Source organism: Streptomyces sp. SCSIO 30461, from assembly GCF_037023745.1.
Lineage (GTDB): Bacteria > Actinomycetota > Actinomycetes > Streptomycetales > Streptomycetaceae > Streptomyces.
Map to the genome: position 1 here is coordinate 3,788,747 of NZ_CP146101.1, position 24,369 is coordinate 3,813,115.

Consider the following 24,369-nt stretch of genomic DNA (forward strand, 5'->3'; position numbering starts at 1 on the left):
AAGCGATCAGCCTGAAACATCGTCAGCCTGGGAGGGCACGTGGCATCGATCGATCTGGACAAGGCATGGGCGGACAAGAGCCTGAACGAGATCCTTGCCGCCCCGGTCTCGGCACTGAAGGGAGTGTCCGACCGCGACGGTGAGCTGCTGAAGGAGGCTTTCGGCGTCACCACGGTCGCCGAACTCGCCGAGCTGAAGTACGTCCGCTGGGCCAAAGCGCTGTCGACCCTGGGCGCGGCCAAGTAATCCCCCCGCACGGTGACGCGTCCATCCCGGTCGCGCCACCTCGTAAGAGACCGCGCGGATAGGCGCGGTTGGGGATACCGGCAACAGAACGGGCACAGGTCCCGGTGATCATGGAGTTGTCTACGCTCTGTGATCACATGGAGGGCCTGTGCCCACGCTGCCATCATGGCTGACCGAACCGCTCTGGGACCAATTCGCTGCGCTGCTGCCCGAGAGGCCGGAGTACCACCCGGACCATCCACTCGGTTGCCACCGTCGACGCATCAGCGACCGGATCGTCTTCGACAAGATGCTGCAACTGCTGCGCTTCGGCTGTTCTTACGAGGCGATCGCCGACACAACATGCTCGGCCACCACGATCCGAAGCCGTCGCGACGAGTGGATACGACTCGGCGTCTTCGCCCAGCTCAAGCAGATCGCGCTCGACTCCTACGACCGGATCGTTGGTCTCGTCCTCAACCAGATCGCGGTCGACGGCTCCATCACCAAGGCCCCCGGAGGCGGCGAAGCCGCCGGACGTTCACCGGTCGACCGCGGCAAACAGGGCCTCAAACGCTCGGGCATGACGGACGGGTACGGCATTCCACTGGGGCGTGTCCTGGCCGGTGCCAACCGCCACGACTCCCCGTTGCTCGCACCGACCCTGGACCGCCTGGACGACCTCGGACCGTTACCCGACGACATCACCGTGCACCTGGACGCCGGCTACGACTCGGACAAGACCCGCGCGCTGCTCAGCGAACGCGGCCTGCACGGACGCATCGCGCACAAGGGCGCGAAGGCGCCCATCCAGGCCAGTCAGCGTTGGCATGTCGAACGCACCCACGCGTGGCAGAACGCCTTCCACCGGCTCGCCCGCTGCTACGAGCGGCGCACCACCGTCATCGACGCATTCTTCGACCTCGCCGACGTGATCATCACCGTGCGTAGTCTGATCCGGCAGGCATGGACGACTCACCGCTGGGACGAACGCCCGAACCACCGACCATGACCGCATCCCTATCCGCACGGCCTCCTACAGGGGCCGCGAGTCCGTTGTCAGTGCCCGGTGTTACTTTCTGTGACGTGACCGATCACGCGCTATGGCTGCTGCGGCAGGACCGCCGCTTGGCCAAACTGGCCGCCTTCCCCTTCGGCTTCGACCTGGACCGCGCCGCCCACGGCCATGTCGAGGAGGTCCGCCTCGCCTCGGGTGGGCCGCTGGAGACGGTAGCCGGGGACGATACCGGCGGTACGTACTTCGTGTGCGCGGACGGCTCGGTGCTCTACGCCGATTCGGAGGGCGCCGCGGGGATCATCGGCTCCAGTGTCGACGAGGCCCTTGAGCTCGTGATCGGCCTGCCCGGCTGGCGCGGCTACACACGTATGTCGTCGGACGACAGCGAGGAGAAGATCCTGGCGTGCGTCGCGGAGACCGAGGACGAGATCCGTGAGCACTACGGAATCGACGACGAGCGTGCCGAGCTCCGGGCGGTGCTGGGCTTCCCGAATCGCTCCCCGGTCGAGCTGGTGGGCAGGCTGCGTGCCGCGCTGCTGCGCACCGAGCCGGAGTTCGTACTGCTCAATGCGGATGAGGGGTGTGCGTACGACCGGATAGGCCCGGCCGGTCCCCCGCTGTGGGAGCCGGTGCTCGCGGCGGGCCACGCCGATCTCGCCCGGTTGCGGGAGGGCGACTGCACGGCATGGCGTGAAGTCGCCGAGGACCCGGTGCGGCGCCGGATCACCCTGCGGGCCGCGCAGTTCGACCGCGCCGAGGGCGATCTGGAGCTGCTGCGGCATCTGCTGCGGCACGAGACACGGTCGTCGATGACGGACGAACTGACGGCTCGCGGCCGTGCTGGTGGGGCTGGCCGGGGACACCGGAGATCTGCCGCTGCTGCTTGAGGTCCGGAAGACGGACTTCGACACGGCGTGCGGCTTGAGCGAAATACCGGAACCGGGTGCAAGCGCGGACGAGTTGCAACAGTGGGCGCGGGAGCTCGACGAGTCGATGTTCGGGACGAACCCGTCGGACGAGCCGGTCTCCACATGGACCGACCTGGCGCGGGACCAGGGGATGACGGACCTCGCGCGGGTGACGCTGATCCGCGAACTCGACAGCATCTTCATGGACCAGAGCAGACTCCGCCGCCCCAAGGTGCCCCGCAGCCTGGCCACGGATCCGCTGGACTGGCTCGCCCGGGACTTCGAGGAACTCGGCGACCTTCCCCAGGCGCTGCGCGCCCAGCGCCTGTACGCCGCCCTTCAGGAGACGGCATGGGACCGGGCCTCGGCCGGCTACACCCTGGCCCGCCTCGAGCGGGAGGCGGGCCGGTTGCCGCAGGCGGCGGACAGCCTGGCCGCCGTGCGCGACGCCCTGGCCACCCCGGGCGACGACTCACTGCTCCACTGGCAGCGGGTCAACCTCGGCCGCTTCATCGCCGAGGAGCACTACCGGCTCACCCTCGCCCTGGCCGACGCGGGCCGCCCCGAGGAGACCCGTGCCCTCCTCGCGGCCGCCGACGCCGTATTCGGCGAGCTCTCGGGGAACGCCGCGAACGGCGTCCGCGAGCTCGCCGAGCGGACCGCTGCGAGAGTGCGGGAGGTCAACTGAGGACGGGCACGGCGGGCGGGCGGTCCGCCAGGAAGCCGTGTGCGCGGCAGACCAGGTAGTCGGCCTGTTCCGGCAGCAGGATCACGCCACCCTGCTGTGCACCGCTGAGCGTGGGGTTCCACCGCCCGTCCTCCAAATACCCGGCCTTGAGCATCTACCGGATCAGCCGCAGAAATCATCCATCGTGGATTCTCTCCTCCAGACTTGCGAGCAGCACCTCGTGATCCAGGCTGCCGAAGCAGTCTCCCCGCCCGCTACTACGAGCGGCGCACCACCGTCATCAAGGCATCCTTCGACCTCGCCGACGTGATCATCACCGTGCGTAGTCTGATCCGGCAGGCATCGACGACTCACCGCTGGGACGAACGCCCGAACCACCGACCATGACCGCATCCCTATCCGCGCGGCCTCTAAGTCACACGCACGTGAAGGAGTGAACGCCACGATGGTGTTCAAGAAGCTGCTCGGCTCGCTCGGTGTGGGCGGGCCCGCGGTGGACACGGTCCTCGACCCTGGTGCCGTCCTGCCCGGCGGCACGCTGTCGGGCCACGTCCACCTCAAGGGCGGGAACGCCGACTTCGACATCGACCACATCACCCTCGAACTCGTCGCCCACATCGAAGCCGAGCGCGACCACGGGGAGAGCGAAGGTACGTTCGCCTTCGGGCGCCTCCCCGTCGCGGCCGGCTTCCGCCTCGGGGAGGGCGAGCATCACAGCGTGCCGTTCGCGATCATCGTGCCGTGGGAGATGCCGATCACGGAGCTGTACGGGCAGCCGCTGGGCATCATGCTCGGTGTACGCACCGAACTGTCCGTGGCCGGCGCCAAGGACAAGGGCGACCTGGATCTGCTGGCGGTACGCCCGCTGCCGGTGCAGGAAGCGATCCTGGAAGCTCTCGGACAGCTCGGCTTCGGCTTCAAGTCCGCAGACCTGGAGTACGGGCACATCCACGGCACCGGCCAGCAGCTGCCCTTCTACCAGGAGATCGAACTCGCCCCGGCCCCCCAGTACGCGCACGCCATGCACGAGCTGGAGATCACCTTCCTCGCGACCCCCGGCGGCATGGAGATCGTTCTCGAGGCCGACAAGCCCGGAGGGTTCTTCTCCTCCGGGCATGATGTCGTCAACCGGCACGTCGTCAGCCACGACGGCGTCGCTCACCGTGACTGGACCACACCCGCACAGCCAGCCGGGCAGCGGCATCACCCGCCGGATGACCTGCCACTCCTCGTCCGTCAGGTCCGTGGCGTAGAAGCGGGCCCGCAGCGGACGGTCCCCGGCGTTTCCGTACAGGTGGGCGAGACAGTCGCACGGTGCCGTGAACCGGAGGTCGGGCAGCGGACGATCAGGAACACAGACGGTAGCGTGAGACACAACGAGGCTCTGTTTCTTGCGGGTTCGGCGTAGACAACCGACACGCTAGGAACGGGGCCTCGTCCTCGTATCCCCTCCCGTCACCAGATCACACGATCAAGCTCGTCGTACGGACCGCCATCGAACACACGAGGATTGAAAAACAGCTAGTCAGGGCACGTTCAGCACGGCGCCGCACTTGATGATGGCGCCACATCACCCGCGCGCACGCGACCACCACCGCCACCAGAACGGGGATAGCGGCCTTCCCCGCGATCTCGTCGTACGGGACGGCCTCACGCACCTCCGGATCCGACCACCCGTCCGGAAGCGGATTGCCAGGCAGCTGCGCGGTGCCGACCACCATCAACAGCCCCAGGCACAGCGTGCTGCACACCGCCAGCACCCCCGCTACGACCGACAAGAGCAGAGTCGCCGCCCTGGGGTGCAGATGCTGCTCAGCCAGCCGGGCAACCGGCCACGCCGTCAGCGGCAGCACCAGAGGCAGGAAGACGAAGACCCCCATGACCGCCCCTACTCCTCCGCTTCCCGGGCCCGCTCCAGCAGCTCCCGAAGCACCTGCTCGTCCTGCGGCGGCAGGCCGGTGACGAACCTGGCCAACACCGTCTCCCGATCGCTCTCCCCGTCCAGCACCCGCCGCATCCGCAGGGCCGCCAAGCCCGCCCCGTCGGCCTTCGGCGTCCATACGAACGATCGGCCCGCCTTCTCCCGCGACACCGCTCCCTTGGCCAGCAATCGGGTGAGGATGGTGATCACCGTGGTATAGGCCAAGCCATGCCCAAGCCGTTCCTGCACCCATGCCGTACTCACCGGCTCCGCCGCCGTTCGCAGTGCGGCCAGCACTTCGCCCTCCAGCTCACCCTGGCCGCGTCGCCGCGAGGGCTCCTGTTCCCTCACCCCGTCTCCCTCCAGCACGCCCCGTGCATCGACAGGGCTGTTCATCGTAGTCGGCCATCCGCAGACACCAGCCGTCGACTCAACCAATGACATCAGCCTGGAAGACGGGCCTGCCGCACGATCGGTGACGTCTCAGGACAGCAGGCCGCCAACCGCCCGCACGCAAGGATCCATGCGCTCGTCGAACAGGTCATGGCCGACTCTGCTGCGCAATTCGTGGCGGGGGTGGGGCCGGGTCGGTCTGGACCGACAGCCCTCTCCGGCGCACCCGCTCCAGCCGACTCGAACGCCTCGCTTACCAGCTCACCGCGTGACCCGCCACGAATTGCGCAGCAGAGTCATGGCCACCCTCAAAACCTGGCGGCTCCTGCACAAGCTGCGATGCTCCACCACCCGCATCACGAGCCTCGTCCAGGCCGTCCTCGCCCTGCAACTGACCTGCTCAAGCTGAGGTTGGAAACAGCCCACTCCCCAGAATCGGGTGATCTGTCCCTTCAGTTGGAGATCAGCGGCTTCGCTGTAGTTCCACGATCACTGCGTGCGGGTAACTACCGTTCATGAAGGCGGAGTTACTGGACATCTTGCCGGAGGTCACGGACCGGGAGCGGGCCGAGGGGTTCTCCGATCAGTTGGAGAACCTGCTGGTGGAGGTCGGCGGGATCTTCCCGCGGGCTGATCTGCGGTTGCGGGCCGCGCGGTGCATCCGGGGCCTGCTCTCCCCGGTGTCACGCAAGAACGGCTGACAGCTGGCCGAGTACGGCGGAGACGCCGAGCCGTGGGGGCAGCGGCATCTGCTGGACCGCTCGCGCTGGGACGTTGATGAGCTGCGGGTTTTCACCCGCCGTTACGTCATCGACGGCCTGGACGACGGCGGGAGGGGCGCCGGGCCCGGCGGAGCGGGAGTGCTGGTGGTCGACGAGACCGGCTTCGCCAAGAAGGGCCGGGCCTCGGTCGGGGTGGCCAGGCAGTACTCCGGCACGCTCGGCGGGGCCTTCCCGTGCCAGATCGGAGTGATGGCCGCCTGGGCCACCGGCCGCGGGCAAGCGCTGGTCGACCGGGAGATCTACCTGCACAGGGAATGGGCCGGGGACCGGGCCCGCTGCGCGCCGCGCATGTCCCCGACAGCGTCGGTTTCGCCACCAAGCCCCGTCTGGCCGAGCGGATGATCGCCCGCATCGTTCCCGACCTTCCCGAGGGCCGGGTGTGGGTGGCCGCTGACGAGGTCTACGGACGCGACGGCTCCTCCCGCGCCTTCCTGGAGGAGAACCATCTGCCCTACGCGGTGAATGCGCAGGCCAACCACACGGTACTGCCCCGTCCCGGCTGGCGGCACGCCGCGATGCAGGTGGAGCGGCATACCGCCGAGGACGACTGGGTCACCCTGCCGGCCGGCCCCTCCCGGCTCGACTCCCGCGTCTGGCAGTGGTGGGTACGCCGTATCCCCGACCCCGACCCCGACCCCGAGACCGCCCCCGAGACCGGCGACGGGGCGTGGGTGCGGTGGTTCATCGCCCGACGGCGACCGGAGACACCCACTCGGCGTGACTACTACGTGGCCTGGGGCCCGCCCGAGACCACCGTGGAAGAGCTGGTCCGTGTGCCCGGGGCCCGCTGGCGGGTGGAGGAAGCGATCAAGCTCGCGAAGTCGGCCGCCGGGATGGCCGACTACGAGGTGCGCTCCTTCCACGGCTGGTACCGGCACATCACCCTGGCCCAGCTCGCGGCGGCCTTCCTGGCCGTCCAAGCCGCGGCCGCCCTGCGCGACGACGCGGAGCCCGCACCCGGCCCCGAACGCATCGCGGAGATCCTGCACACCAACCTGGACGCGCCCGCGCACCACACAGGGGGAACCTCGCCGAACCCACCAGCCCTACCGGCACCGTCCCCATCGCGTTCACGGCCTATGAAATCGCCCGGCTGCTGTCGGTGACAGCACCCCAGCCCGCCCCGGCCGAGCGGATCCGCCACGGCCTGCACTGGTCATGGTGGCGACGCTGTCACCAGACCGTCGCCCGCGCCTGTCACCGGCGACGCAACCGCGCCCGCGAAGCCGGACACCCCACGGTTTCAGACGCTGCGGCGTGGGCTTGAGGAGTTCCCCGGCGACCCGGCGCTGCAAGCCTTCCTGGCCATGGCGCTGTACAACCAGGGTGAGGGCCGGGAAGCGGTGCGGCTGCTGCTGAAGACGCTGACCGCCACCAGCGGCGACCGCCGGGTGCAGGACTATCGGCGGGCGATCGAGTACTACGCCGACGATCTGGACGGCGTGCAGCAGACGAACGAGGAGCCGCAGGCGAAGAGTTGAGTCATCGGCGGAGCCGTGGGCGGCGGTCCCAGCGGTGCGTGGTCCAGGCTCGTCGGATGAGGCTGCGGACGGTGATGACGGTGTCGGCGAGGTCGAAGAAGGCGTTGATCACGATGGTGCGGCGTTCGTAGCAGCGGGCCAGGCGGTGGAAGGCGTTCTGCCAGGCATGGGTGCGCTCGACGTGCCAGCGTCGGCTGGCCTGGATCGGTGCCTTCTCGCCCTTGTGGGCGATCTGTCCGTGCAGTCCTCGCCGGTCCAGTTCGGTGCGGGTAGCGGCGGAGTCGTAACCGGCGTCGAGGTGCACGGTGATGTCGTTCGGCAGGGGCCCGAGCCCGTCCAGCAGGTCGAGAGTTGGGCCAGGAGCGGGGAGTCGTGGCGGTTGGCGCCGGTCAGGACGCGGCCGAGCGGGATGCCGTAGCCGTCGGTCATCCCGGAGCGTTTCATGCCCTGCTTGCCCCGGTCGACAGGCGAGCGCCCGGCTGCCTCACCGCCGCCCGGGGCCTTGGTGATGGCGCCGTCCACCGCGATCTGGTCGAGGATCAGACCGACGATGCGGTCGTAGGCTTCCAGCGCGATCTGCTTCAGTCTGGTGAACAGGCCCAGTCGTATCCATTCGTCGCGGCGGCTTCGGACCGTGGTGGCCGAACAGGTCGAGTCCGCGATCGCCTCGTAGGAGCAGCCGAAGCGCAGGACCTGCAGCAGCTTGTCGAACACGATCCGGTCGGCGACACGGCGTCGATGGCAGCCCAGCGGATGGGCTGGGTCGAACTCCGACCGCAGCGGTAGCAGAGCGGCGAATTGGTCCCATAGCGGTTCGGTCAGCCATGATGGCAGCGCAGGCACAGGTCTCCTCGATGATCACAGAGCGTCGCAACTCCATGATCGCCCGGAACCTGTGCCTGTCCTGCTGCCGGGCCCTACTCGCCGCCTATCCGCGCGAGCTCTTAGCCCCTGACAGACCCTCCGAGCAAACGAGCGGCGACTTGGAGACCGACGTGGTCAGTCTGCGGCCCCGTCTGGCTCGTCCCTCACCGCGCAGGGCTGGTGAGGGACGACGCAGCTGGTGGTCGGAGTGCCGAGGCTCCGATTCGTGCCAGGATGCCGACCGGCCCGGCCTTTCAGGTGGACTGACCGAAGCCGGTCGCGGCCGGGGCCGACTCGCGCATCGGGGTGAAGTCCACGTCCAGCTTCGGGTCGTACGCCTCCGACTGGACGCGGCTGTGGTCGCGTCGCGGAAGCTGAGCCAGAACCCAGAACTCGTGAACGGAGAGGTGCTGGTCATGCGGGGGAATCATCGGGCTTCTGGCGAGCTGGGGAACCACCCGCAAGGGTCCAGAACAGCACTGCGGTGACGGTGCAGAATGCCGCGCCGGTGGCGACGCTCAACTGACTGGCTCGGATGAAGTCCTCTTTGGCCGCCGTCACGATGGCCTCGCGCTGGCCGGGAGTGGGTGCGGGCAGCGGCCTGCCTGGTCCGACCTCGGCGACGTACGCGTATGGGTCGGCCTCCTTGATGATGCGGTCGGTGACCGCCTGGCGAGCCTGTGTCTCTGGGACCGCCTCGCGCAGTGCGGCGTCAAGGGTGCCTCCCAGCCAGACGGCCAGGATGGTGCCGAGGACCGCGAAGCCGAACGTTGAACCGATGGCCCGCTGGGCACTGAAGATACCGGAGGCCATTCCGGCCCTGTCCGGCGGGACCGACCCCACGGCCAGAGAGGTGATCGGGATGACGAGCAGAGCGGTGCCTGCGCCTGTGACGAACAAACCGGCTGCGACCAGGTACACCGAGACCGGCATGCTCACTGCGATGATGGTCAGCCCCGCGACCAGCAGGGGTTGACCGATTCTGGCGATCGGCAGAGCCTCGAACCGTGCGACCAGTCGGCCCGCAACCGGCGACAACACCATGAGGGTGAAAGCGAACGGAAGAATCAGCAGCCCGGCCAGTTCAGGCGAATAGTCCTCGACATTCTGGACGTACTGTGTGACGACCAGCAGCATGCCGTACACGCCGAAGAACGCGGAGAAGGCTGTGACGATGGCCACGGTGTAGGTGCGGTTTCCGAACAGCCTCACGTCCATCATGGGGTTCGGCAACCCGTACTCGTACCGGCCGAAGACTGCAAACCCGACCACACCGACGGTCAGCAACGTCAGGACGAGAGGCGACGTCCAGCCGACGTCCTGACCCTGGATGAAAGCGTATGCCAGTGCACCGACGGACACGGCGAACAGTACCTGCCCGCCCCAGTCGAAGCCACGGGTGCGCTCCGCGCGGGACTCGCCGACGTATCCGAAGGTCAGGGCGAGTGCCAGCACGCCGACAGGGACATTGACCAGGAAGACAGCCCGCCAGCTGATGGCTTCGGTGAGGACGCCACCGAGCGTGGGCCCCAGGGGCGAGGCAATGGTGGCCACGCCGGTCCACAGCCCAATGGCCTTTGCCCGGTCGCCTTTGTCGGGGAAGGCGGAGCTCACCAGGGCGAGCGAGCTCACGGTCACCGCCGCTGCGGCTACACCCTGAGCAGCTCGGGCGGCCGCCATGACTCCGAGGCCTGGAGCCAGGCCGGCGACCACGGAGCAGGCGGTGAACACGGAGATCCCCACGACGTAGACGAGACGGCGCCCGAAGCGGTCGGCGAAGGTGGCGGCGGCCATGACGAACACGGACATGCCGATGGAGTACGCCGTGACCACCCACTGCAGACCGGACTCGCCCACGCCAAAGTCCCGCTGGATGTCGGGCAGGGCCACGTTCGCGATCAGCACGTCGAGGGCCACCAGGAAGACGCCCAGCCCCGTCGCGACGATCGTCAGGATCTGGCGCGGTTGCAACTGTTGTGCGGGGACAGCCGGCCCCCCTTCGTGACCGCCTTGACGCCACGGACGACGCGGACTGGGCACGGGTCTCCCTCTGTCTGCCCCGCAAGGGGCGCCGACCGGTAACCTGCCTTGAGCCTGGCGGACATGGACTCACGGAGGGCTCGAGCAAGTCCGAAGGGCAGAGGAAGGTTCGGGCAAGTCCCGGAAGGACACTTGCAAGTCTGATGTTGTATCAGTCAACCGGTGGGAAGCCCTCCCGCCGCGCCGCTGAAGCCTTCCTCCCGCAGGAGATCGCCAGCGGTGTCCGCGCTGACCTGGTGCCCGGTCCGGGTCGGTTCTCCGGCGAGTGAACGGGGCGGCCTCACCGTCCGTCGGCACAGAGCGCCTACTGATCAGAAACTCATGGGGTTTTCGTCGAGAATGCAGCGGATGTGCGGGCCACCGAAGTAGCAGCGGACGATGTGTGGCTGACGCTGGCGTCTGCGGAAGAAGCGGCGGGTTTCGGCGGCAAGTTCGACTTGCTCTCGGGCTCGGTGCTGCCTGGGCAGGCTGTATTCAAGGTCGGCGTTGATCAGCTCGTCGAAGTTGAGCTCGGGTGAGTACGGCAGCAGGAATTGCAGCTCGACGTCGTCGGGATGGTCGGCCAGCCAGCCGCAGACCTTCCTTGAGCGGTGGGCGGAGTGCCCGTCGACCACGAGGTGGACCTTGCGGTCGAAGTGGCTGGCGAGGCGGTCCAGGAGTAAGCATTCAGGAGGAATGCGGTTGGCCGGTACAGTAACGGTATGTGAGACGTGCTGGTCAGGCGGCTTGCTCGATCGGGGGCATCCAGAGGTTTCCGGTGAAGGCGCGGTGGATGGCCTTGAAGGCGCTCAGCCCGTGTTTGCGGGCGGAGTCGAGGTAGGAGCGCACAGCGAGCCAGGCCCTCGCACCGGTCTCGGACTGGTGACAGCCGGAGATCTTCAGCTGGGTCTTGACCGGTCGCAGCGCCCGCTCGCCGCAGTTGTTGGTGAAGGGCACATGCCGGGGGTCGTCTGCGAAGTGCAGGACTGAGTGGGCCTGGTCCCGCAGCCGTTCGAGCAGGTTGCGGCCCGGGGACTGTTTGCGGCCCGGCGCTCGGGGGTGCTCGGAGAGTCCGACGGTGATGCCCTGGTGGAAGGCGTCCAGGTGCAGCAGCGGGGCCTCGGGGGTGATCTCCCCGATCTCACCGGTACGTACACGCGTCGCCTGGGTGTTCAGCCCGGCCAGGGCCCACCGGATCTGCTGGTGCCGTTTCTGGTGGGGAAAGTCCTCTTCGGCGGCGGTCAGTTCACGGATCGGATGGGCGCCGCACAACTGGTGGGTGCGGTGCGGGTAGCCCGCATACAGGGACAGCGAGTCGTGGACCAGGACGCCGCGGTAGTTGGGCAGCACCCCGCCCGCGTCGGCGCCGGCGCGTGAACGCGGGGCGAGGTGGAGCAGGGTGAGGAAGTCGGTGCAGGCCACGTGCAGCCGGCGCCGCAACGAGCCGATGCGGGTGGTGGTCTCGTCCGCGTGCAGGATGTGCCCCATCACCAGCAAGGCCCTGATCAGGTTCACGGAGTCCGCGACCAGGTCGGCGGCCTCGGGAAGAAGACAGGCCACCCAGCCGGTGGAGACCTCCGCCCCGGTCACGTCCTTGATCAGCTGCGCGGTCCGCTCGACGGGAATGTGCTGGAAAACCAGCAGGTAGACGGCGAGCGCGCGCAGGTTCGGACCGTAGGAGGACGGGGACCCGGCGATATGCCCGGGCATCGGCTGGGCGGTGACCGTGCCGCAGGCACACCGGCAGCGGTGGGCCCGGTGCTCGGTGATCTTTACCGTGGACAGGGGGATGTCCCGGACCTGGCGCCGCTCGAAGCTGACGCTGTCGCTCTGGTCCAGTGTGCTTCCGCAGCCGCTGCAGGCCGCCGGGACATGGTCCTCGGTGGCGTCGGGCTTGTCGGTCATGGCCAGGCCCGACCCGTCGGCGCCGGGCTGACGGCCTCGCTTGCGTCCACTCCTGGGCTGCGGCTTCTTCTCCGGCCGCCCGAAGGTGTCCGAGGAGGGCGGCATCGAGGAGTTGCCCGAGTTCCGGCCAAGACGCCGCTCCAGCTCCGCCACCCGAGCGGTCAACCGCTCGTTGGCCACCGCGAGTTCGGCCGCCTGCACCTCTGCCGCTTCAACCCGCGCCTCTGCGGCCGCCACCTGCCGCTGGAGCAATCCGATCAGCACGAGGAGATCCTCACACGACGCAGACTCCAGAGCAGACGACATGACCCCGGATCCTGCCGCACCCGCCCCGCACCTGTCACATCATCAGGAGACGGACGCACGAACAACCTTCTGAATGCTTACCGCCAACAAGCACCGCTCGTCGGTGTAGAAAATGGCCCGCAAGTACACGGCCACCATCGCGACACCGCACGGGCCACGCAAGTGCTTCGAGGCCCGCGTCGAACACAACGGCAGGAAACCGCTGGTCGGACGGTTCGGCGGGATCCCGCTGCGACGGGACAAGAAGACGGTCATCAACGACCGTCGGCTGGCCCCGGTCAACACCAAACGCAAGGAGTTCGTCACCCGGCTTCTCGCCGGACGGTGCGAGTCCTGCGGGCGGATCGACGAGGTGGAAGTCCACCACGTCGCCAAGCTCGCCGACCTCGGACGACCGGGCGATCGGCCGCCATGGGCAGATCTCATGGCCGCACGGCACCGCAAGACCCTCGTGATCTGCGGAAGTTGCCACGCGACCATCCATGGCAAGAGACCCGCCTCGGCATTCACGGAGTAGTCACTGGAGAGCGACGTGCGGGGAAAGCTCGCATGCGTCGTTCGGGCTGGGGGCCGTGGGAAAAGGACCTGCTCAGCAGGCACCTCGCCGACGGCCCACCAGTACTCTGTGGCAGGGCTTGTCGAAGCTGGGTCATGTCCCCTGTGGTGGTGTAGCCGGACCGATCTGGTCGTTGTTGGGGTAGATCTTGTCCATGCTGCCTTCGGGGAGGTAGCGGCGGGGGAAGGCGATCCACTCGTCGTGCATCTCGATGAGCACGGCGGTGGTGAGGCGTTCGAGTGCGTCGGGGTTGGGGAAGATCTGCACGACGTCGGTCCGGCGTTTGATCTCGCGGTTGATCCGCTCCAGCGGATTGGTCGACTGGATCTTCTTCCAGTGCCGATCAGGGAAGTCCGCGAACGCGGTCAGGTCCTCCTTCGCTTCCAGGAGCATGGACCTGACCTTGGGGAACTGGCGGCCGAGCATGTCGGCGACGGTGTCGAGCTGGGCCCGACGCCGCCCTCTACCGCATCGTGCTCTCCCGCCTGCGCTGGGAGGACCGCTCCCGCGCCTACCTGCTGCGACGCACCGCAGAGGGCAAGACGAAGCGGGAGGTCATCCGCTGCCTCAAGAGATACGTCGCCCGTGAAATCCACCGGGCTATCGCCTCCGCGCCACTACCTGTTCCCGGCAGCGTCGCGGCTTGACATCCATAGGGGCATCGGGCTGAAGGGACTGCCCGACGCGGTCGAGACCGTCTGGCCCCGCACCACCGTCCAGACCTGCGTGGTCCACCTGCTGCGGAACTCCTTCCGCTATGCCGCCCGCCAGGACTGGGACAAGATCGCCAAGCTCCTCAAGCCGGTCTACACGGCTGCGACCGAGGAAGCGGCCCTCGAACGGTTCGCGGAGTTCGTCGACGCGTGGGGCAAGAAGTATCCGGCGATCGTCCGGCTATGGGAGAACGCGTGGGAGGAGTTCACGCCGTTCCTGCGGTTCGACACCGAGATCCGCCGCATCGTCTGCACCACGAACGCCATCGAGTCCGTGAACGCCAGGATCCGGCGGGCGGTCAAGGCCCGCGGCCACTTCCCGAACGAGGCAGCCGTCTTGAAGTGCGTCTACATGTCCATTATGAGCCTGGACCCCACCGGCAAGGGCCAGGCCCGCTGGACCATGCGCTGGAAGACCGCCCTGAACGCCTTCGACATCACCTTCGACGGCCGGCTCTCCGCAGCTCGTCAGTAGCCCCAACCACCTCAGTTACACCGCTCGTTTGACAGACCCGATCAGGGCTTCGGCTGTTCTTGCGGGCCTCCGGGGCGGACGGCCCGCGTACGCAGTCACGCGTGCGGCTGCGGAGCTCGACGCGGCCGGAGCGGTGCCCGATGGTCTGGAAGGGGTCGTCCGGTGAGCTCCGAGCGGCAGCCCGAGCTCGTCCCGCTGACCTGTTCGGAGCTCATCCGTCTCCCGCGGGTCATCCTGTTGCCCCCACCCGCCCTCGACCGTGATCACGTCCTGCGCTGGATCGCCTGGCGGCGCCGTCACCAAGCCGTCTCAACCGCCTGCCACCAGCAACGACACTGCTGTCGCGAGCAGCCGTGATCAAGAACTACAGCTGCCATGCGTGACCGCCGTGCAGCGCCCCGTACACCGGGTTCACTCGGCGGAGGCGATGACGCGCTGTGGCATCAGTCGTGCGGCGAGCAATGCGAGGACGATCGTGGCAGCGGCGCTGCCGAATGCGATCCAGCGCAGCACGGCCTCAACGGCGATGGCGAGGTTTTGTCCCTGGGTGCCGGTCTCGATCAGCATTGCGGTGAGCGCGACCAGCATGCCTGCGACTCCGATCACGATGCTCAGCGTGACCCCCGATGCCTGTCCGGCCCGTTGAGGGGGGACGACCGTCTGCGTGCCGACACTTGCCATTGCCCACCCGATGCCGTAGCCGAGGCCGTTCATCGCGAGGCCGGGCAGAAATGTGCCGAAGCCTCCGGCGAGGGAGACGAGAAAAGTGCCCAGGCTGCCGACGAGCGTCGCGGCGGCGATGGTGTGTGGAATGTCGAAGCGTTCGCCGAGCCAACCCGACAGCGGGCCGCCGACAGCGGCGCCCAGGGAGACTGGCAGGAAGATCAGACCGGCCCCGAGCGGTGTGTGTTTCTCGGCTTCCTGAAGGAAGATCGTAATGCAGTACATGGAGGAGGTGACGCCGATGTTGGCAACCGTCGTCATGACGGTGACGATCACATAGGGCACATTGCGGAACAGGTCGAGCGCGACCAGCGGCCAGCGTGCGACCCGTTCCCGGAGAACGAATGCCACCAGCAGCAGGACCCCGGCCGCGAAGACGCCCCACGCCATACCGGGGGGCCACTCATCCATGCGATCGATACCGAAGGTCACCAAGGAGATGCCCAGCACCACGGCTGCCAAGCCGGGCAGGTCGATCGAGCGCGGCACCGTGGTGTCGCGCGACTCCCGCACCCCCACCCACACGACGACGATGGCCGCAGCGGTCACCGGGACGTTGATCAGGAGCACCAGCCGCCAGGTGATCAGCTGGGTCAGCCCGCCACCGACCACCGGGCCGAGCGCCAGACCGATGGCACCGATCCCGTACGCGTTCCCGATCGCCCGCATGGTCTGTTCCTTGGGAAAGGCGTCGGTGATCACCGCGACGCAGAGCGGGAACAACATGCCCGCCCCCACCCCCTGAGCGAAACGCAGCACGATGACGGCGGTCGCACTGGAGGCGAGGCCGGCGCCGAGCGAGGAGAGACCGAACACGGCCAGCCCCGTCATCAACATCTGCTTCCGGCCGAGGATGTCCCCCAGCCGCCCGCCCGGGATCAGGAACGCCCCCAGCGCCAGTATGTAGCCGCTGATCGCCCACTGCAGGTCTGTCACTGTTGTGTCGAGTTCTGAAGCGATACGGGGCAGTGCCAGGTTGAGGGCGAAGAAGTCGAGCTGGGTGACGAAGATGCCCAGGGACGCGGAGAGCATGGCCAGCCTCGGGCGTGGAGCTTTCGCCGCCGGAGGGGCCGACCCTGCGCCCTGACCGCGGTGACGCGATCGGTGGTGCGGACTAGGCATGCGTATCCCAACTCTGCCCCGCGAGGGCTACCGACCAGATCATCAGGCTCACAACACGGTCCACATCTATGACCGTGCGACGGTGACCCAGCCCCCCACGGAATGGGGCGGTAAACGTCTCGCTCCTATTCTGCACACCCACAGCCGTCGACACGGGGATTGACGGTCCCTTACGGGTTTGTCAATCGAACGGCCCTGTCTCACTTTCGGTGGTGACGGAGCGTCGTGAGTGTCGTTGACCCTCGCGTGAAGGATGTCAACAAGTTTGTGAAGATGGTGTTCTCGGGTCTGTCGCTGCTGGTCATCGAGGATGTGACCGATGAGGGTGAGCGGATCATGGTGCGGGCACGGATCCCGCGGGACACTGCGGTCTGCCCGGTGTGCGGGGCATCATCGTCGCGCGTGCACGGCTATCACTGGCGGACAGTGGCCGACGTGCCGGTCGATGAGCGTCGGGTGGTAGTCCGTGTGCGGGTGCGGCGTCTGGTGTGTCCCACGCGCGGCTGCCGCCACACCTTCCGCGAGCAGGTGTCCGGGGTGCTGGACCGATATCAGCGGCGAACCGTCCCCTGACCAGGCAGGTCAAGGCCGTGGTCAAGGAGTTAGCGGGCCGGGGCCGGGACGCGTTTGCTGGCGATATCGGCGGTAAGTCTGTCACGTCACACGGCCCTGCGCACGCTCCTGCGGATCCCACTTCCCGTCGGGCGGGTGCCCCGTGTGATCGGCGTCGACGACTTCGCTCTGCGCCGGCGGCACCGCTATGCCACCGTGGTGATCGATGCCGAGACCCATGAGCGGATCGACGTGCTGTCCGATCGCACCGCCGACACGCTGGAGGCGTGGCCGCGCGAGCATCCGGGCATCGAGATCCTGTGCCGTGACGGCTCCGCGACCTACGCCGAGGCGATCCGGCGCGCTTTGCCCGACGCGGTGCAGGTCGCGGACCGGTGGCATGTGTGACACAACCTGCGCGAAGCCGCCTTGAGCGAGGCCAAGGCGCACAGTTCCTGCTGGGCCGCCGTGCTGGACGCGCCCATCTACGACGGGCCCCGCGCCCAGACCACCCTCGAACGCTGGCACCAGGTCCACGGCCTGCTCGAGAAGAGCGTGGACCTGCTCGAATGCGCACGCCGTCTCCAACTGGCCCTGAACACCGTCAAACGCTACGCCCGCGCCGACCGGCCCGAGCGCATGCTCCGCGTCCCCAAGTACCGGGCCAGCCTCGTCGACCCCTACCGCGAGCACCTGCGCAAGCGCCGGGCCGAAGACCCCGGCATCCCCGTCAAGCACCTCTACGAAGAGATCAAGGCCCTCGGCTTCACAGGCTGCCTGAACCTCCTGCACAAGTACATCAACCAAGGCCGTGCGGACGCCGACCGCAGCCACATCTCCCCGCGCCGACTCGCCCGAATGCTGCTGACCAGGCCCGACAACCTCAAGGCCGAGCACCACGAACTCCTGGCCAAGCCCACCGCCGCCTGCCGCGAAATGACCCAACTGGCCGCCGGTATCAGGGACGTCGCCCGCTCCTTAGAGTGCGGTTCGCGCCGTGATGCCGGGTTTGGTGTCGCTCGATGGGGTGACGTTGGAGCATGTCTGCCGGTCAGGCGTTCGGGGTTCGCTTGGGTGGCCGGATGAGTGACCGCAAGCCGTACCCGAGTGATCTCACCGACGAACTGTCAATCCCCTCGCAGCGTGGAGACGATCTATGCGGCCAGTCCCTCGGCGAGAGTGGCTCGGTAGTCACGTTCGTAGTCGATCGGGCTCTTGAACCCGCATACGCTGTGTAGCCGCCTGGCGTTGTAGAAGTCGGTGATCCAGGTGGCGATCCTGATGCGGGCCTCGGTGCGGGTGCGGAAGGTGTGCCGGTGGACGTACTCGACCTTCAGCACGCTGTTGAACGCCTCGCTCACAGCGTTGTCGAAACAAGATCCGACTCGTCCCATCGACTGCACGATGCCGAGCCGGCGGCAGGCCCGCTTGAACCGCCGCGAGCAGTACTCACTGCCCCTGTCCGTGTGCATGATGACGCCGCGCACGTCGCCGCCACGGGTGGCCGCGGCCATGTTGAGCGACGCCACCACCAGCTCCGCGTCATGCCTTTCGCCCATCGCGTAGCCGAGCAGGCGGCGGGAGAACAGATCGATGACGGTGGCGAGGTAGAGCTTGCCCTCCCCAGTTTCGATCTCCGTCATATCGCCCGCCCAGACAAGATCGGGTTCCTCGGCGCTGAAGTCCCGGCGCACGAAGTCCGGGGCGGCCGGCCGCCTGCCCGGCCTGGTCAGCGACCGGCGGCGCTTGACCTTCCGGCCCGCCAGCCCGAGCTCGGCCATCAGCTTCGCGACGGTGTTCACCGACACCCGCCAGCCCCGGCGTACCAGCTCGATGAACACCTTCGGCGAGCCGTAGGTGCCGCCGGACCGGTGGAAGATCTCCTCGATCTCCTCCGCCAGGTGCTGGCGGCGCACCTCGCGGGCAGTCGGCTCGCGGTCCCGACACTTGTAATACCAGGACTCGGACACGCCCAGCGCCCGGCAGGCTATCCGGTGCGGGATCCTCTGCTCGGCCTTGCAGCTGCTGATCACCCCGACCGCGACGGCCGGGTCCGCATCAGCTACTTCACCCACAAGGCCACGAATCGCTTGCACACATCACGCTCCATCTCCAGCTCGCGGATGCGCTTGTCCTTCTCCCGGGCCTCCGCCCGCAGCCGCTCCAGCTCCGCCCGCTCACCCTCCCGCAAACGGCCACCCGAGCCGGCCCCCGCCGATGCCTGCACAGGCGTGTCCGACGACGGCGAGCCGTTGCGCTTGGCCCGCGACACCCAGCTGTGCAACGTCCCCGGATGCACGCCGAGATCCTCGGCCACCTCCGGAATCGGCTTCCCGGTCTCCGTCACGATCCGTACCGCCCCCTCGCGGAACTCCGCGTTGTAGATGCGCTTCCTGGATCCCACGACCCTCAACTATCCCTCCGGTCACGGTCTCCACGCTACGAGGGGAGGTTCAGTTGGGCGTTTACACCATCCTCAAGGGGCAGGCCTACGTGGCCACAAGGTCGGCGACACCCGCCCAGGACTTCTCCCCGGACCCGCCCGACACGGTCATTACCGGACCTGAGCGGTATATCAGCGTCCAATACAACCACAGGCTTGCCTGGTTGAAATCCACGGACGTCGAAGTGACCCGCCGATAAACCCGGTGGGCGAGCGATACGAGAGAGCGAGACCGATGGCCGACTGGACCAGCCGGACCGCCCGAGCGAGATGGGCGCGAGCCTCCGCCACGACGCTGGCGACCGTACTGTGTGTTGGCGGCCCTGCATGGGCCGACGGACCGTACGGGTCCTCTTCGTACCGTGACTACTCTGTCGGGGCCCGACCGCTGTCCACAGCCATCGCCGACCTGAACGGTGTGGACGGGCCTGATCTCGTCACCTCGAACTTCGCCGACAGTACGGTGTCGGTTCTCATCAACAGGGGGGACGGTACCTTCGAGCCCGCTGTTGCCTACGCCACTGGCGTCAATCCGACCTCCGTGGCCGCCGCCGACCTGAACGGCGACGGCAGAGTCGACGTCATCACCGCTGACAACGGTACGAACACCGTGTCCGTACTCAGGAACAACGGCCACGGAGTCCTTGAATCTCGCGTCGCCTACCGGGTCGGGCGCCAGCCCCGCTCCGTGACGGCCGTCGCTCTGCGGGCTGGCGAGAAGCCTGACATCATCACGGCCAACCGCGGCGACAACACCGTTTCGCTGCTCTTCAACAGAGGCGACGGCACCTTCAGGTCCGCCGTCACCAAGCGCACCGGCATTAACCCGACCGGCGTGACCACCGCAGACCTGGACGGTGACGGCAGCTTGGAAATCATCACCTGCGACTTTGACAGCAACACGGTCTCCGTCCTCGCACGGCACAGCCGTTGGGGACGGTCTGAACGGACCTCCTACCCCACCGGTACAGGCCCCTACGGGGTGGCGGCAGGTGACCTCAACGGCGACGGCAGACCGGACTTCGTCACCGCCGACCGCTCTGCCGACTCCGCCTCGGTCGTAAGTGTTCGCTGACTTCGCCAGGCGACCGCACTGACAGGACCCTCGGCCATTGGGTTGCCGACGAAGTGGACGCACTCAGTGGGCACGCCCTCGCCGCGCAGTGCGGCTACGGCCTCGGCAGTAGTCGCCAGGTGATGGTCCGTGCACGCGGTAACGATCCGGCGGTTCGCCTCCTCCGGAGTACGGTCAGGCGAGCGCAAGCCCCGCCTCCAGGTGGATCACAGGGGTGCCCCGGCGGGCGGCGACCAGCGCAGCGGCGACGGTAGAGTTCACATCGCCGACCACCACCACCTCCGCGGGGCGCTCGTCGAGGTCGCGTTCCACCAGTGTGCAGAGCCGACCGAGTTGCTCGGCGTCACTGGCGGCGTTGCCGCATTGCAACCACCGGTCTACCCGCAGCGTGAGCTCGTGGCAGAACTCCCGCCCCAGGCACGGGTCGAAGTGCTGGCCGGTGTGCACGTACGACCAATTCACCGCTGAGGTGTGCATCTTGCCGACCGCCTGCTGAAGTGCCCAGACCTTGGGCACGTTCGTGCGGGCGCCCAGGTACACGGTAATCGTCCGATCGGTGTCCGTGTTTCCCACCTGGTTCCCGCGTGACTGTCGCAAGGCGGTTCACCGAGATCCGGAAGCCCAGTTCGGCCCGCGCGCGCCGAACCGGCGCGTTCCCCGATCGGCTCAGAGGCGCCCCTGCCTGCGGACCTCGCGCCTCCCGTGGTCGGCGGGGCGGGTGCGACGGCACGACCGTCACTCCTTCGAGTGCAATTCACCGGCGCGTCCGGTGCCTACTTTCCGGCCAGGCCATAGCCGCCGTCCACAACCAGGGTCTGGCCGGTGATGTGCCGGGCGGCGTCCGAGGCGAGGAACGCGATCGCCCCAGCGATCTCCTCCGGCTCCGCGGGTCGGCCGAGCAGGTTGCCCCGGGGCCTGCCGCCAGGTGCGTTCGTCCCAAGTCGAGACCATGTCGGTGGCGGTGAACCCCGGCGCGACCGCGTTGACCCGTACCGTCGGCGCGAAACGCTTGGCCAGCGATGCCGTCAGATTGCCCAGTGCCGCCTTGGCCATCGAGTAGAACACCGTCCGATCACTGGCCAGGCCGTCCACGCCGCGGATCGACGACACCAAAACCACCGCCCCGCCGTCTCGGGCAACCATCTTCGGCAGCAGGTCCTGCAACACTCCCACCGCACCCCACACGTTCACGGCGAAAGCCTCCGCGATTTCCTCCCGCGAGGCGCCCTCGAACGGCACCACCCGGTTCACGCCCGCGCTGTACACCACCACCTGTGGCAGTCCGTGCTCGGCCACCACGTTCTTGACGCCCTGCCGCGCCGCCGCCACATCCGCCAAATCGAACGCCACCGTCGGCACTCCCAGCTCACCCCCGAGCCCGGACAGCGCCGCACTCGCCGACCGCCCATGCAGCACCACCCGATGCCCCTGCGCCCTCAGTGCCCGCGCCGTCGCCGCACCGATTCCCCGCGAAGAACCGAGCACCAGCGCTGCCGGACGATCCTCCGTGTGTCCGACGACGGCGAGCCGTTACGCTTGGCCCGCGACACCCAGCTGTGCAGCGTCCCCGGATGCACACCGAGCTTCTCGGCCACCTCCGGGATAGGCTTCCCGGTCTCCGCCACGATCCGTACCGCACCCTCGCGGAACTCCGCGTTGTAGATGCGCTTCCTGGATCCCTTGACCTTCGACTATCCCTCCGGTCGCGGTCTCCACACTACGTGGGCAGGTTCACCCCCTGTTTCCGCTTGATGTGGAGAGTCTCGAAATGGTGGTAGTCTCTCTCGACCCAGCGCCCTCCCCATCGTAGTCCACGGCTCTCAAAGGCATGGACGGCCGGACTCTTGCGGCTGCCTAGGACAGCCATATGAGGAATGTCGCGATCCAGGTAAGCGCGGTCGGGAAAGACTCCCGTCTTGGTCTGGAAGGGGTTCTCCCAGGGGTTAATGTCGATTGCCAGACCCCAGGCGTGCGGGGACAGTACCCGGCGGCTCTCCCTGCCGTCAACAAAGCGGCAGTTGAATGCACTCGTGTTGTCCGCGCTCATGGACAAGTAGTCGTTCGCGCCCTGAACCAAGCCCTTGCCGAAGTCATCCACCAGGCGCATTTGCCGGATCGGATATTTGAGGCGGTACAGATCCGTGAAAACTGCCGCAGTCTGCTGAGCCAGGGACGCATGGACGATGATCTCGCCTCGGTAGCGGTACCCGTCGAAACCCCAGTGATTGACCTGGACATAGCGAAGATCGTCTCGCCCGACCGGGCAACCCGCGGTGTAGGAGACACCCATCACGCGTGCCCACACCGAACCGGGGACATGGGAGACGCTCGCATGAGCGCCAGTTCCGACAGCACGCGGTCGTCGCGCAGGGTCGGTAGAACTACTGAAACGGGGTTCCGCAACGAGCTTCGGCACAACGACCGGTTCCACTGCGGGACGGGTCCTGACCTGAAAGGAGGTACTGACCCTGGTGACCGCATGACGGTCGTGGAGGATAGCCCGATACTCGGTCGCCTTCCAGGGCGACACCTGCACCGACGCCTGTCCCTCAGGACCAAGCTTCAGCATCTCGAAGGTGCGCCAGACGGAGGTTCCCGCAGCACGACTTTGCCATTCGATCTTACCGCCGGTGATCTTTGCGTGCGTCGGAGCGGAGGTTTTCAGGCGAAGGGTCCCTGTCTCCTCGCTCACAAGCGCCGTGGGCCCGGTGAGAGTAACTGAGATTACGCCGGTCGGCGTTGCTTGGTTCTTCTCCTGACTGCTGCCCGAGCCAGCCGCCAGTTCCCTGAACGATGACGGCCAGTCGACCTGCAATGCGGCACCGCCCATGAGTGCCACAGTGGCGAAGGTAGCGGTGCTCAGCATTGAGGTTGCAGGCCCGCTCCGCATTGCCTCAAGTCGTTTACGGTTACGTTTCATCAATCCTCCAGCTCTCTGGGCAGCCGTCATGGCAGACGCATCAAGAGTCATCGGACGCTCGTCGCCGGCCCTTCGGCTGCTTGGAGAAGCTGGGGCCGGCTGGTTCGCGGGGAGCTCGTCGCTCGGTTGCTTCCGTCGTTCAACTCCCTTCCGCGGGGAACGAGACCTCTCCGTGTGACGAGCGAGCCCTATTCACGGCGGTTGTGTACGTGCTGACCAGCGGGTGTGCCTGGCGGCATCTGCTGGAGACGTTCGGCGTCTCTCCCGCGACGGTGCATCGCCGGTTCAACGCCTGGTCCCGGGCGGGGCTGTGGCATCGGCTCCACTGGGTGGTCCTAAGGGCTGTCCCGTAATCCCCGGCGGGCGCGCGACGACAGCTACGGCACTCCCCCTGGCTTCGCCGGGAGGTGCCCCCACGCTGCGTTGTCGAATCGCCCGAATAAACCCGGTATGAGGGCGACCCTCCGCCTTGCGTTGCGTCCCCTCGGCCCCAAGGGCCGGGGGAGACCCCATACACCTGACGCCGCGCGCTGATCCACCGCGGACTACGGGACAGCCCTTAGACGAACGTGCGCGCCGGGAGCTGGACTGGGCCTCGGCGATCGTCGATGCCGCCTCGGACCAGCCTCAAAAGGGGGTGCGCTGACCGGGCCCGATCCGGTCGATCGCGCCAAGAAGGGCAGCAAACTGCACGTGCTGTTCCGAGGCCCAGGACATCTCCCTGGACCAATCGCTGTGTCCGGCGCGAACACCCACGACAGCCTGGCCCTCAAGCGGCTGATCGGCGGTACACCCGCCGTCCGCTCCCGCTGCGGGTCACGGGCACGCCGACCGGTCAGGCCCGCGCGTACTTCTCCGCCGACCGTTTCACCTGGCTGCGAGAGCGAGAGCTCATCCCGCGCATCGGGCCTCCTCAGATCGAATCGAGCGAGCGGCTTGCGGCAGCCCTAAGCTGTTGCTGTTACAAGAAGCTCGCGAAACTCACCACGCGAGAAGCCCTCTAAGGTTCAAACACCGGCACCACGAGCCGTATCCGCTGCCAAACCATCTATCGTTTCCTCACCACACCCGATCAACAGTGAGCTAATCGTACTCAAGTCAACTGAAAGCTCGTTAGCAACACGCAGGAGTTCATCCAGGGCGGTCGGCATACAACTACTGAGGTTGAACTTGTGATGGCGGGTGGCGTGGTCATGACGGCTCGGTGATCAGGCCGGGGACTGTAAATCGTTCGGCCCTGTCTCACTTTCGGTGGTGACGGAGCGTCGTGAGTGTCGTTG

Annotated in this window: 24 protein-coding genes and 10 pseudogenes; 16 read left to right on the plus strand and 18 right to left on the minus strand. The window is 67.4% G+C overall.

Translation table 11 applies throughout. From position 1 onward, the window contains the following. The first annotated feature begins 39 nt into the window (after nt 1-39). The 4 genes from V1460_RS16615 (at nt 40) to V1460_RS16630 (ending at nt 2,839) form a co-directional block, all read left to right on the plus strand. Nucleotides 40-246: a hypothetical protein gene (locus V1460_RS16615; RefSeq protein ID WP_338674485.1), complete on the plus strand. Its 207-nt coding sequence runs from the start codon at nt 40-42 to the stop codon at nt 244-246. 148 nt (nt 247-394) lie between these two features. Next, nucleotides 395-1,237 (plus strand): IS5 family transposase, encoded by an 843-nt coding sequence (locus V1460_RS16620; protein ID WP_338674315.1) that lies wholly within the window; start codon nt 395-397, stop codon nt 1,235-1,237. Nucleotides 1,238-1,311: 74 nt separating this feature from the next. Beyond that, a complete protein-coding gene (locus V1460_RS16625) occupies nt 1,312-2,130 on the plus strand; it encodes a hypothetical protein (RefSeq protein ID WP_338674314.1) in 819 nt (272 codons plus the stop codon). Then, nucleotides 2,081-2,839 carry a hypothetical protein gene (locus V1460_RS16630; RefSeq protein WP_338674313.1) on the plus strand — a complete coding sequence of 253 codons (759 nt, stop codon included), beginning with the start codon at nt 2,081-2,083 and terminating at the stop codon, nt 2,837-2,839. The genes V1460_RS16625 and V1460_RS16630 overlap by 50 nt, the downstream gene beginning before the upstream one ends. An 82-nt stretch (nt 2,840-2,921) precedes the next feature. Here V1460_RS16630 and V1460_RS16635 read toward each other — a convergent pair. Beyond that, nucleotides 2,922-3,083 (minus strand): annotated as a pseudogene (locus V1460_RS16635) (RNA-directed DNA polymerase); the annotation flags it as partial. Nucleotides 3,084-3,088: 5 nt separating this feature from the next. Here V1460_RS16635 and V1460_RS16640 point away from each other — a divergent pair. Next, a pseudogene (locus V1460_RS16640) lies at nt 3,089-3,226 on the plus strand (IS5/IS1182 family transposase); the annotation flags it as partial. A 58-nt stretch (nt 3,227-3,284) separates the two neighbouring features. After that, nucleotides 3,285-4,247 (plus strand): sporulation protein, encoded by a 963-nt coding sequence (locus tag V1460_RS16645; RefSeq protein ID WP_338674486.1) that lies wholly within the window; start codon nt 3,285-3,287, stop codon nt 4,245-4,247. Nucleotides 4,248-4,365: 118 nt separating this feature from the next. Here V1460_RS16645 and V1460_RS16650 read toward each other — a convergent pair. Together V1460_RS16650 and V1460_RS16655 are read right to left on the minus strand one after the other, a co-directional pair. Then, nucleotides 4,366-4,719, minus strand: a pseudogene (locus tag V1460_RS16650) (M56 family peptidase); the annotation flags it as partial. Between the two features lie 8 nt (nt 4,720-4,727). Next, nucleotides 4,728-5,156 (minus strand): BlaI/MecI/CopY family transcriptional regulator, encoded by a 429-nt coding sequence (locus tag V1460_RS16655; protein WP_338674487.1) that lies wholly within the window; start codon nt 5,154-5,156, stop codon nt 4,728-4,730. A 295-nt stretch (nt 5,157-5,451) separates the two neighbouring features. Between V1460_RS16655 and V1460_RS16660 the strand changes: the two are divergent. The 5 genes and pseudogenes from V1460_RS16660 to V1460_RS16680 form a co-directional block, all read left to right on the plus strand. Further along, nucleotides 5,452-5,562 (plus strand): annotated as a pseudogene (locus V1460_RS16660) (IS5/IS1182 family transposase); the annotation flags it as partial. A gap of 106 nt (nt 5,563-5,668) precedes the next feature. After that, nucleotides 5,669-5,854, plus strand: coding sequence for a hypothetical protein (locus V1460_RS16665; protein WP_338673571.1), 186 nt, complete (start codon nt 5,669-5,671; stop codon nt 5,852-5,854). Between the two features lie 81 nt (nt 5,855-5,935). After that, nucleotides 5,936-6,277 (plus strand): transposase, encoded by a 342-nt coding sequence (locus V1460_RS36350; RefSeq protein ID WP_407077618.1) that lies wholly within the window; start codon nt 5,936-5,938, stop codon nt 6,275-6,277. Then, nucleotides 6,190-7,041: a hypothetical protein gene (locus tag V1460_RS16675; RefSeq protein ID WP_338674488.1), complete on the plus strand. Its 852-nt coding sequence runs from the start codon at nt 6,190-6,192 to the stop codon at nt 7,039-7,041. The genes V1460_RS36350 and V1460_RS16675 overlap by 88 nt, the downstream gene beginning before the upstream one ends. A gap of 144 nt (nt 7,042-7,185) precedes the next feature. Next, nucleotides 7,186-7,416, plus strand: a complete 231-nt coding sequence (locus tag V1460_RS16680) for a tetratricopeptide repeat protein (RefSeq protein WP_407077619.1) — start codon at nt 7,186-7,188, stop codon at nt 7,414-7,416. A gap of 1 nt (nt 7,417) precedes the next feature. Here the strand turns inward: V1460_RS16680 and V1460_RS16685 are convergent. From V1460_RS16685 to tnpC, 5 genes and pseudogenes are all read right to left on the minus strand, one after another. Further along, a pseudogene (locus V1460_RS16685) lies at nt 7,418-8,259 on the minus strand (IS5 family transposase). Nucleotides 8,260-8,534: 275 nt separating this feature from the next. Then, complete coding sequence (locus V1460_RS16690; protein ID WP_338674489.1) at nt 8,535-8,711, minus strand: hypothetical protein; 177 nt, start codon at nt 8,709-8,711, stop codon at nt 8,535-8,537. After that, nucleotides 8,695-10,251: a DHA2 family efflux MFS transporter permease subunit gene (locus V1460_RS16695; protein WP_338674490.1), complete on the minus strand. Its 1,557-nt coding sequence runs from the start codon at nt 10,249-10,251 to the stop codon at nt 8,695-8,697. The genes V1460_RS16690 and V1460_RS16695 overlap by 17 nt, the downstream gene beginning before the upstream one ends. Nucleotides 10,252-10,631: 380 nt before the next feature. After that, the gene (locus tag V1460_RS16700; protein WP_407077620.1) at nt 10,632-10,997 is read right to left on the minus strand and encodes a transposase; all 366 of its coding nucleotides are present in this window, start codon (nt 10,995-10,997) and stop codon (nt 10,632-10,634) included. Nucleotides 10,998-11,037: 40 nt separating this feature from the next. Continuing rightward, entirely contained in the window at nt 11,038-12,468 is a 1,431-nt protein-coding gene (gene tnpC / locus V1460_RS16705) for an IS66 family transposase (protein ID WP_338674492.1), read from the minus strand. Nucleotides 12,469-12,622: 154 nt separating this feature from the next. On the opposite strand from tnpC, the gene V1460_RS16710 reads away from it, so the two are divergent. Then, nucleotides 12,623-13,027: a hypothetical protein gene (locus V1460_RS16710; RefSeq protein ID WP_338674493.1), complete on the plus strand. Its 405-nt coding sequence runs from the start codon at nt 12,623-12,625 to the stop codon at nt 13,025-13,027. 132 nt (nt 13,028-13,159) lie between these two features. Here the strand turns inward: V1460_RS16710 and V1460_RS16715 are convergent. Continuing rightward, nucleotides 13,160-13,519 (minus strand): annotated as a pseudogene (locus tag V1460_RS16715) (transposase); the annotation flags it as partial. Between the two features lie 210 nt (nt 13,520-13,729). Between V1460_RS16715 and V1460_RS16720 the strand changes: the two are divergent. Beyond that, nucleotides 13,730-14,254 (plus strand): annotated as a pseudogene (locus V1460_RS16720) (transposase); the annotation flags it as partial. Nucleotides 14,255-14,665: 411 nt separating this feature from the next. Here the strand turns inward: V1460_RS16720 and V1460_RS16725 are convergent. Beyond that, complete coding sequence (locus V1460_RS16725) at nt 14,666-16,099, minus strand: MFS transporter (protein WP_338674494.1); 1,434 nt, start codon at nt 16,097-16,099, stop codon at nt 14,666-14,668. Between the two features lie 273 nt (nt 16,100-16,372). Here V1460_RS16725 and V1460_RS16730 point away from each other — a divergent pair. Then, nucleotides 16,373-17,635: pseudogene (locus tag V1460_RS16730) on the plus strand (ISL3 family transposase); the annotation flags it as partial. 170 nt (nt 17,636-17,805) lie between these two features. Here V1460_RS16730 and V1460_RS16735 read toward each other — a convergent pair. Both V1460_RS16735 and V1460_RS16740 read right to left on the minus strand, forming a co-directional pair. Then, complete coding sequence (locus V1460_RS16735) at nt 17,806-18,726, minus strand: IS3 family transposase (protein WP_338674495.1); 921 nt, start codon at nt 18,724-18,726, stop codon at nt 17,806-17,808. Beyond that, nucleotides 18,714-19,055, minus strand: a complete 342-nt coding sequence (locus tag V1460_RS16740) for a transposase (protein ID WP_338674496.1) — start codon at nt 19,053-19,055, stop codon at nt 18,714-18,716. Before V1460_RS16740 ends, V1460_RS16735 begins: the two co-directional genes overlap by 13 nt. Nucleotides 19,056-19,512: 457 nt before the next feature. Here V1460_RS16740 and V1460_RS16745 point away from each other — a divergent pair, with 457 nt between their 5' ends. Then, entirely contained in the window at nt 19,513-20,169 is a 657-nt protein-coding gene (locus tag V1460_RS16745) for a VCBS repeat-containing protein (RefSeq protein ID WP_338674497.1), read from the plus strand. On the opposite strand, the gene V1460_RS36355 is transcribed toward V1460_RS16745, so the two are convergent. The 6 genes and pseudogenes from V1460_RS36355 to V1460_RS16765 all read right to left on the minus strand — a co-directional run bounded on the left by V1460_RS36355 (nt 20,070) and on the right by V1460_RS16765 (nt 22,999). Next, nucleotides 20,070-20,357 (minus strand): UDP-N-acetylglucosamine 2-epimerase, encoded by a 288-nt coding sequence (locus tag V1460_RS36355; RefSeq protein WP_407077469.1) that lies wholly within the window; start codon nt 20,355-20,357, stop codon nt 20,070-20,072. The genes V1460_RS16745 and V1460_RS36355 overlap by 100 nt on opposite strands. Further along, the gene (locus tag V1460_RS16750; protein WP_338674498.1) at nt 20,344-20,742 is read right to left on the minus strand and encodes a UDP-N-acetylglucosamine 2-epimerase; all 399 of its coding nucleotides are present in this window, start codon (nt 20,740-20,742) and stop codon (nt 20,344-20,346) included. The genes V1460_RS36355 and V1460_RS16750 overlap by 14 nt, the downstream gene beginning before the upstream one ends. A gap of 200 nt (nt 20,743-20,942) precedes the next feature. Then, on the minus strand, nt 20,943-21,071 hold the full coding sequence (locus tag V1460_RS36360; protein WP_407077621.1) for an SDR family oxidoreductase: 129 nt from the start codon (nt 21,069-21,071) through the stop codon (nt 20,943-20,945). A 40-nt stretch (nt 21,072-21,111) separates the two neighbouring features. After that, nucleotides 21,112-21,654: pseudogene (locus tag V1460_RS16755) on the minus strand (SDR family NAD(P)-dependent oxidoreductase); the annotation flags it as partial. Further along, on the minus strand, nt 21,606-21,833 hold the full coding sequence (locus tag V1460_RS16760) for a transposase (protein ID WP_407077622.1): 228 nt from the start codon (nt 21,831-21,833) through the stop codon (nt 21,606-21,608). The pseudogene V1460_RS16755 and the gene V1460_RS16760, both read right to left, overlap by 49 nt. A gap of 53 nt (nt 21,834-21,886) precedes the next feature. After that, nucleotides 21,887-22,999 (minus strand): M15 family metallopeptidase, encoded by a 1,113-nt coding sequence (locus V1460_RS16765; RefSeq protein ID WP_338678075.1) that lies wholly within the window; start codon nt 22,997-22,999, stop codon nt 21,887-21,889. Between the two features lie 170 nt (nt 23,000-23,169). Between V1460_RS16765 and V1460_RS16770 the strand changes: the two are divergent. Then, nucleotides 23,170-23,427 (plus strand): annotated as a pseudogene (locus V1460_RS16770) (transposase); the annotation flags it as partial. Between the last annotated feature and the right edge of the window lie 942 nt (nt 23,428-24,369).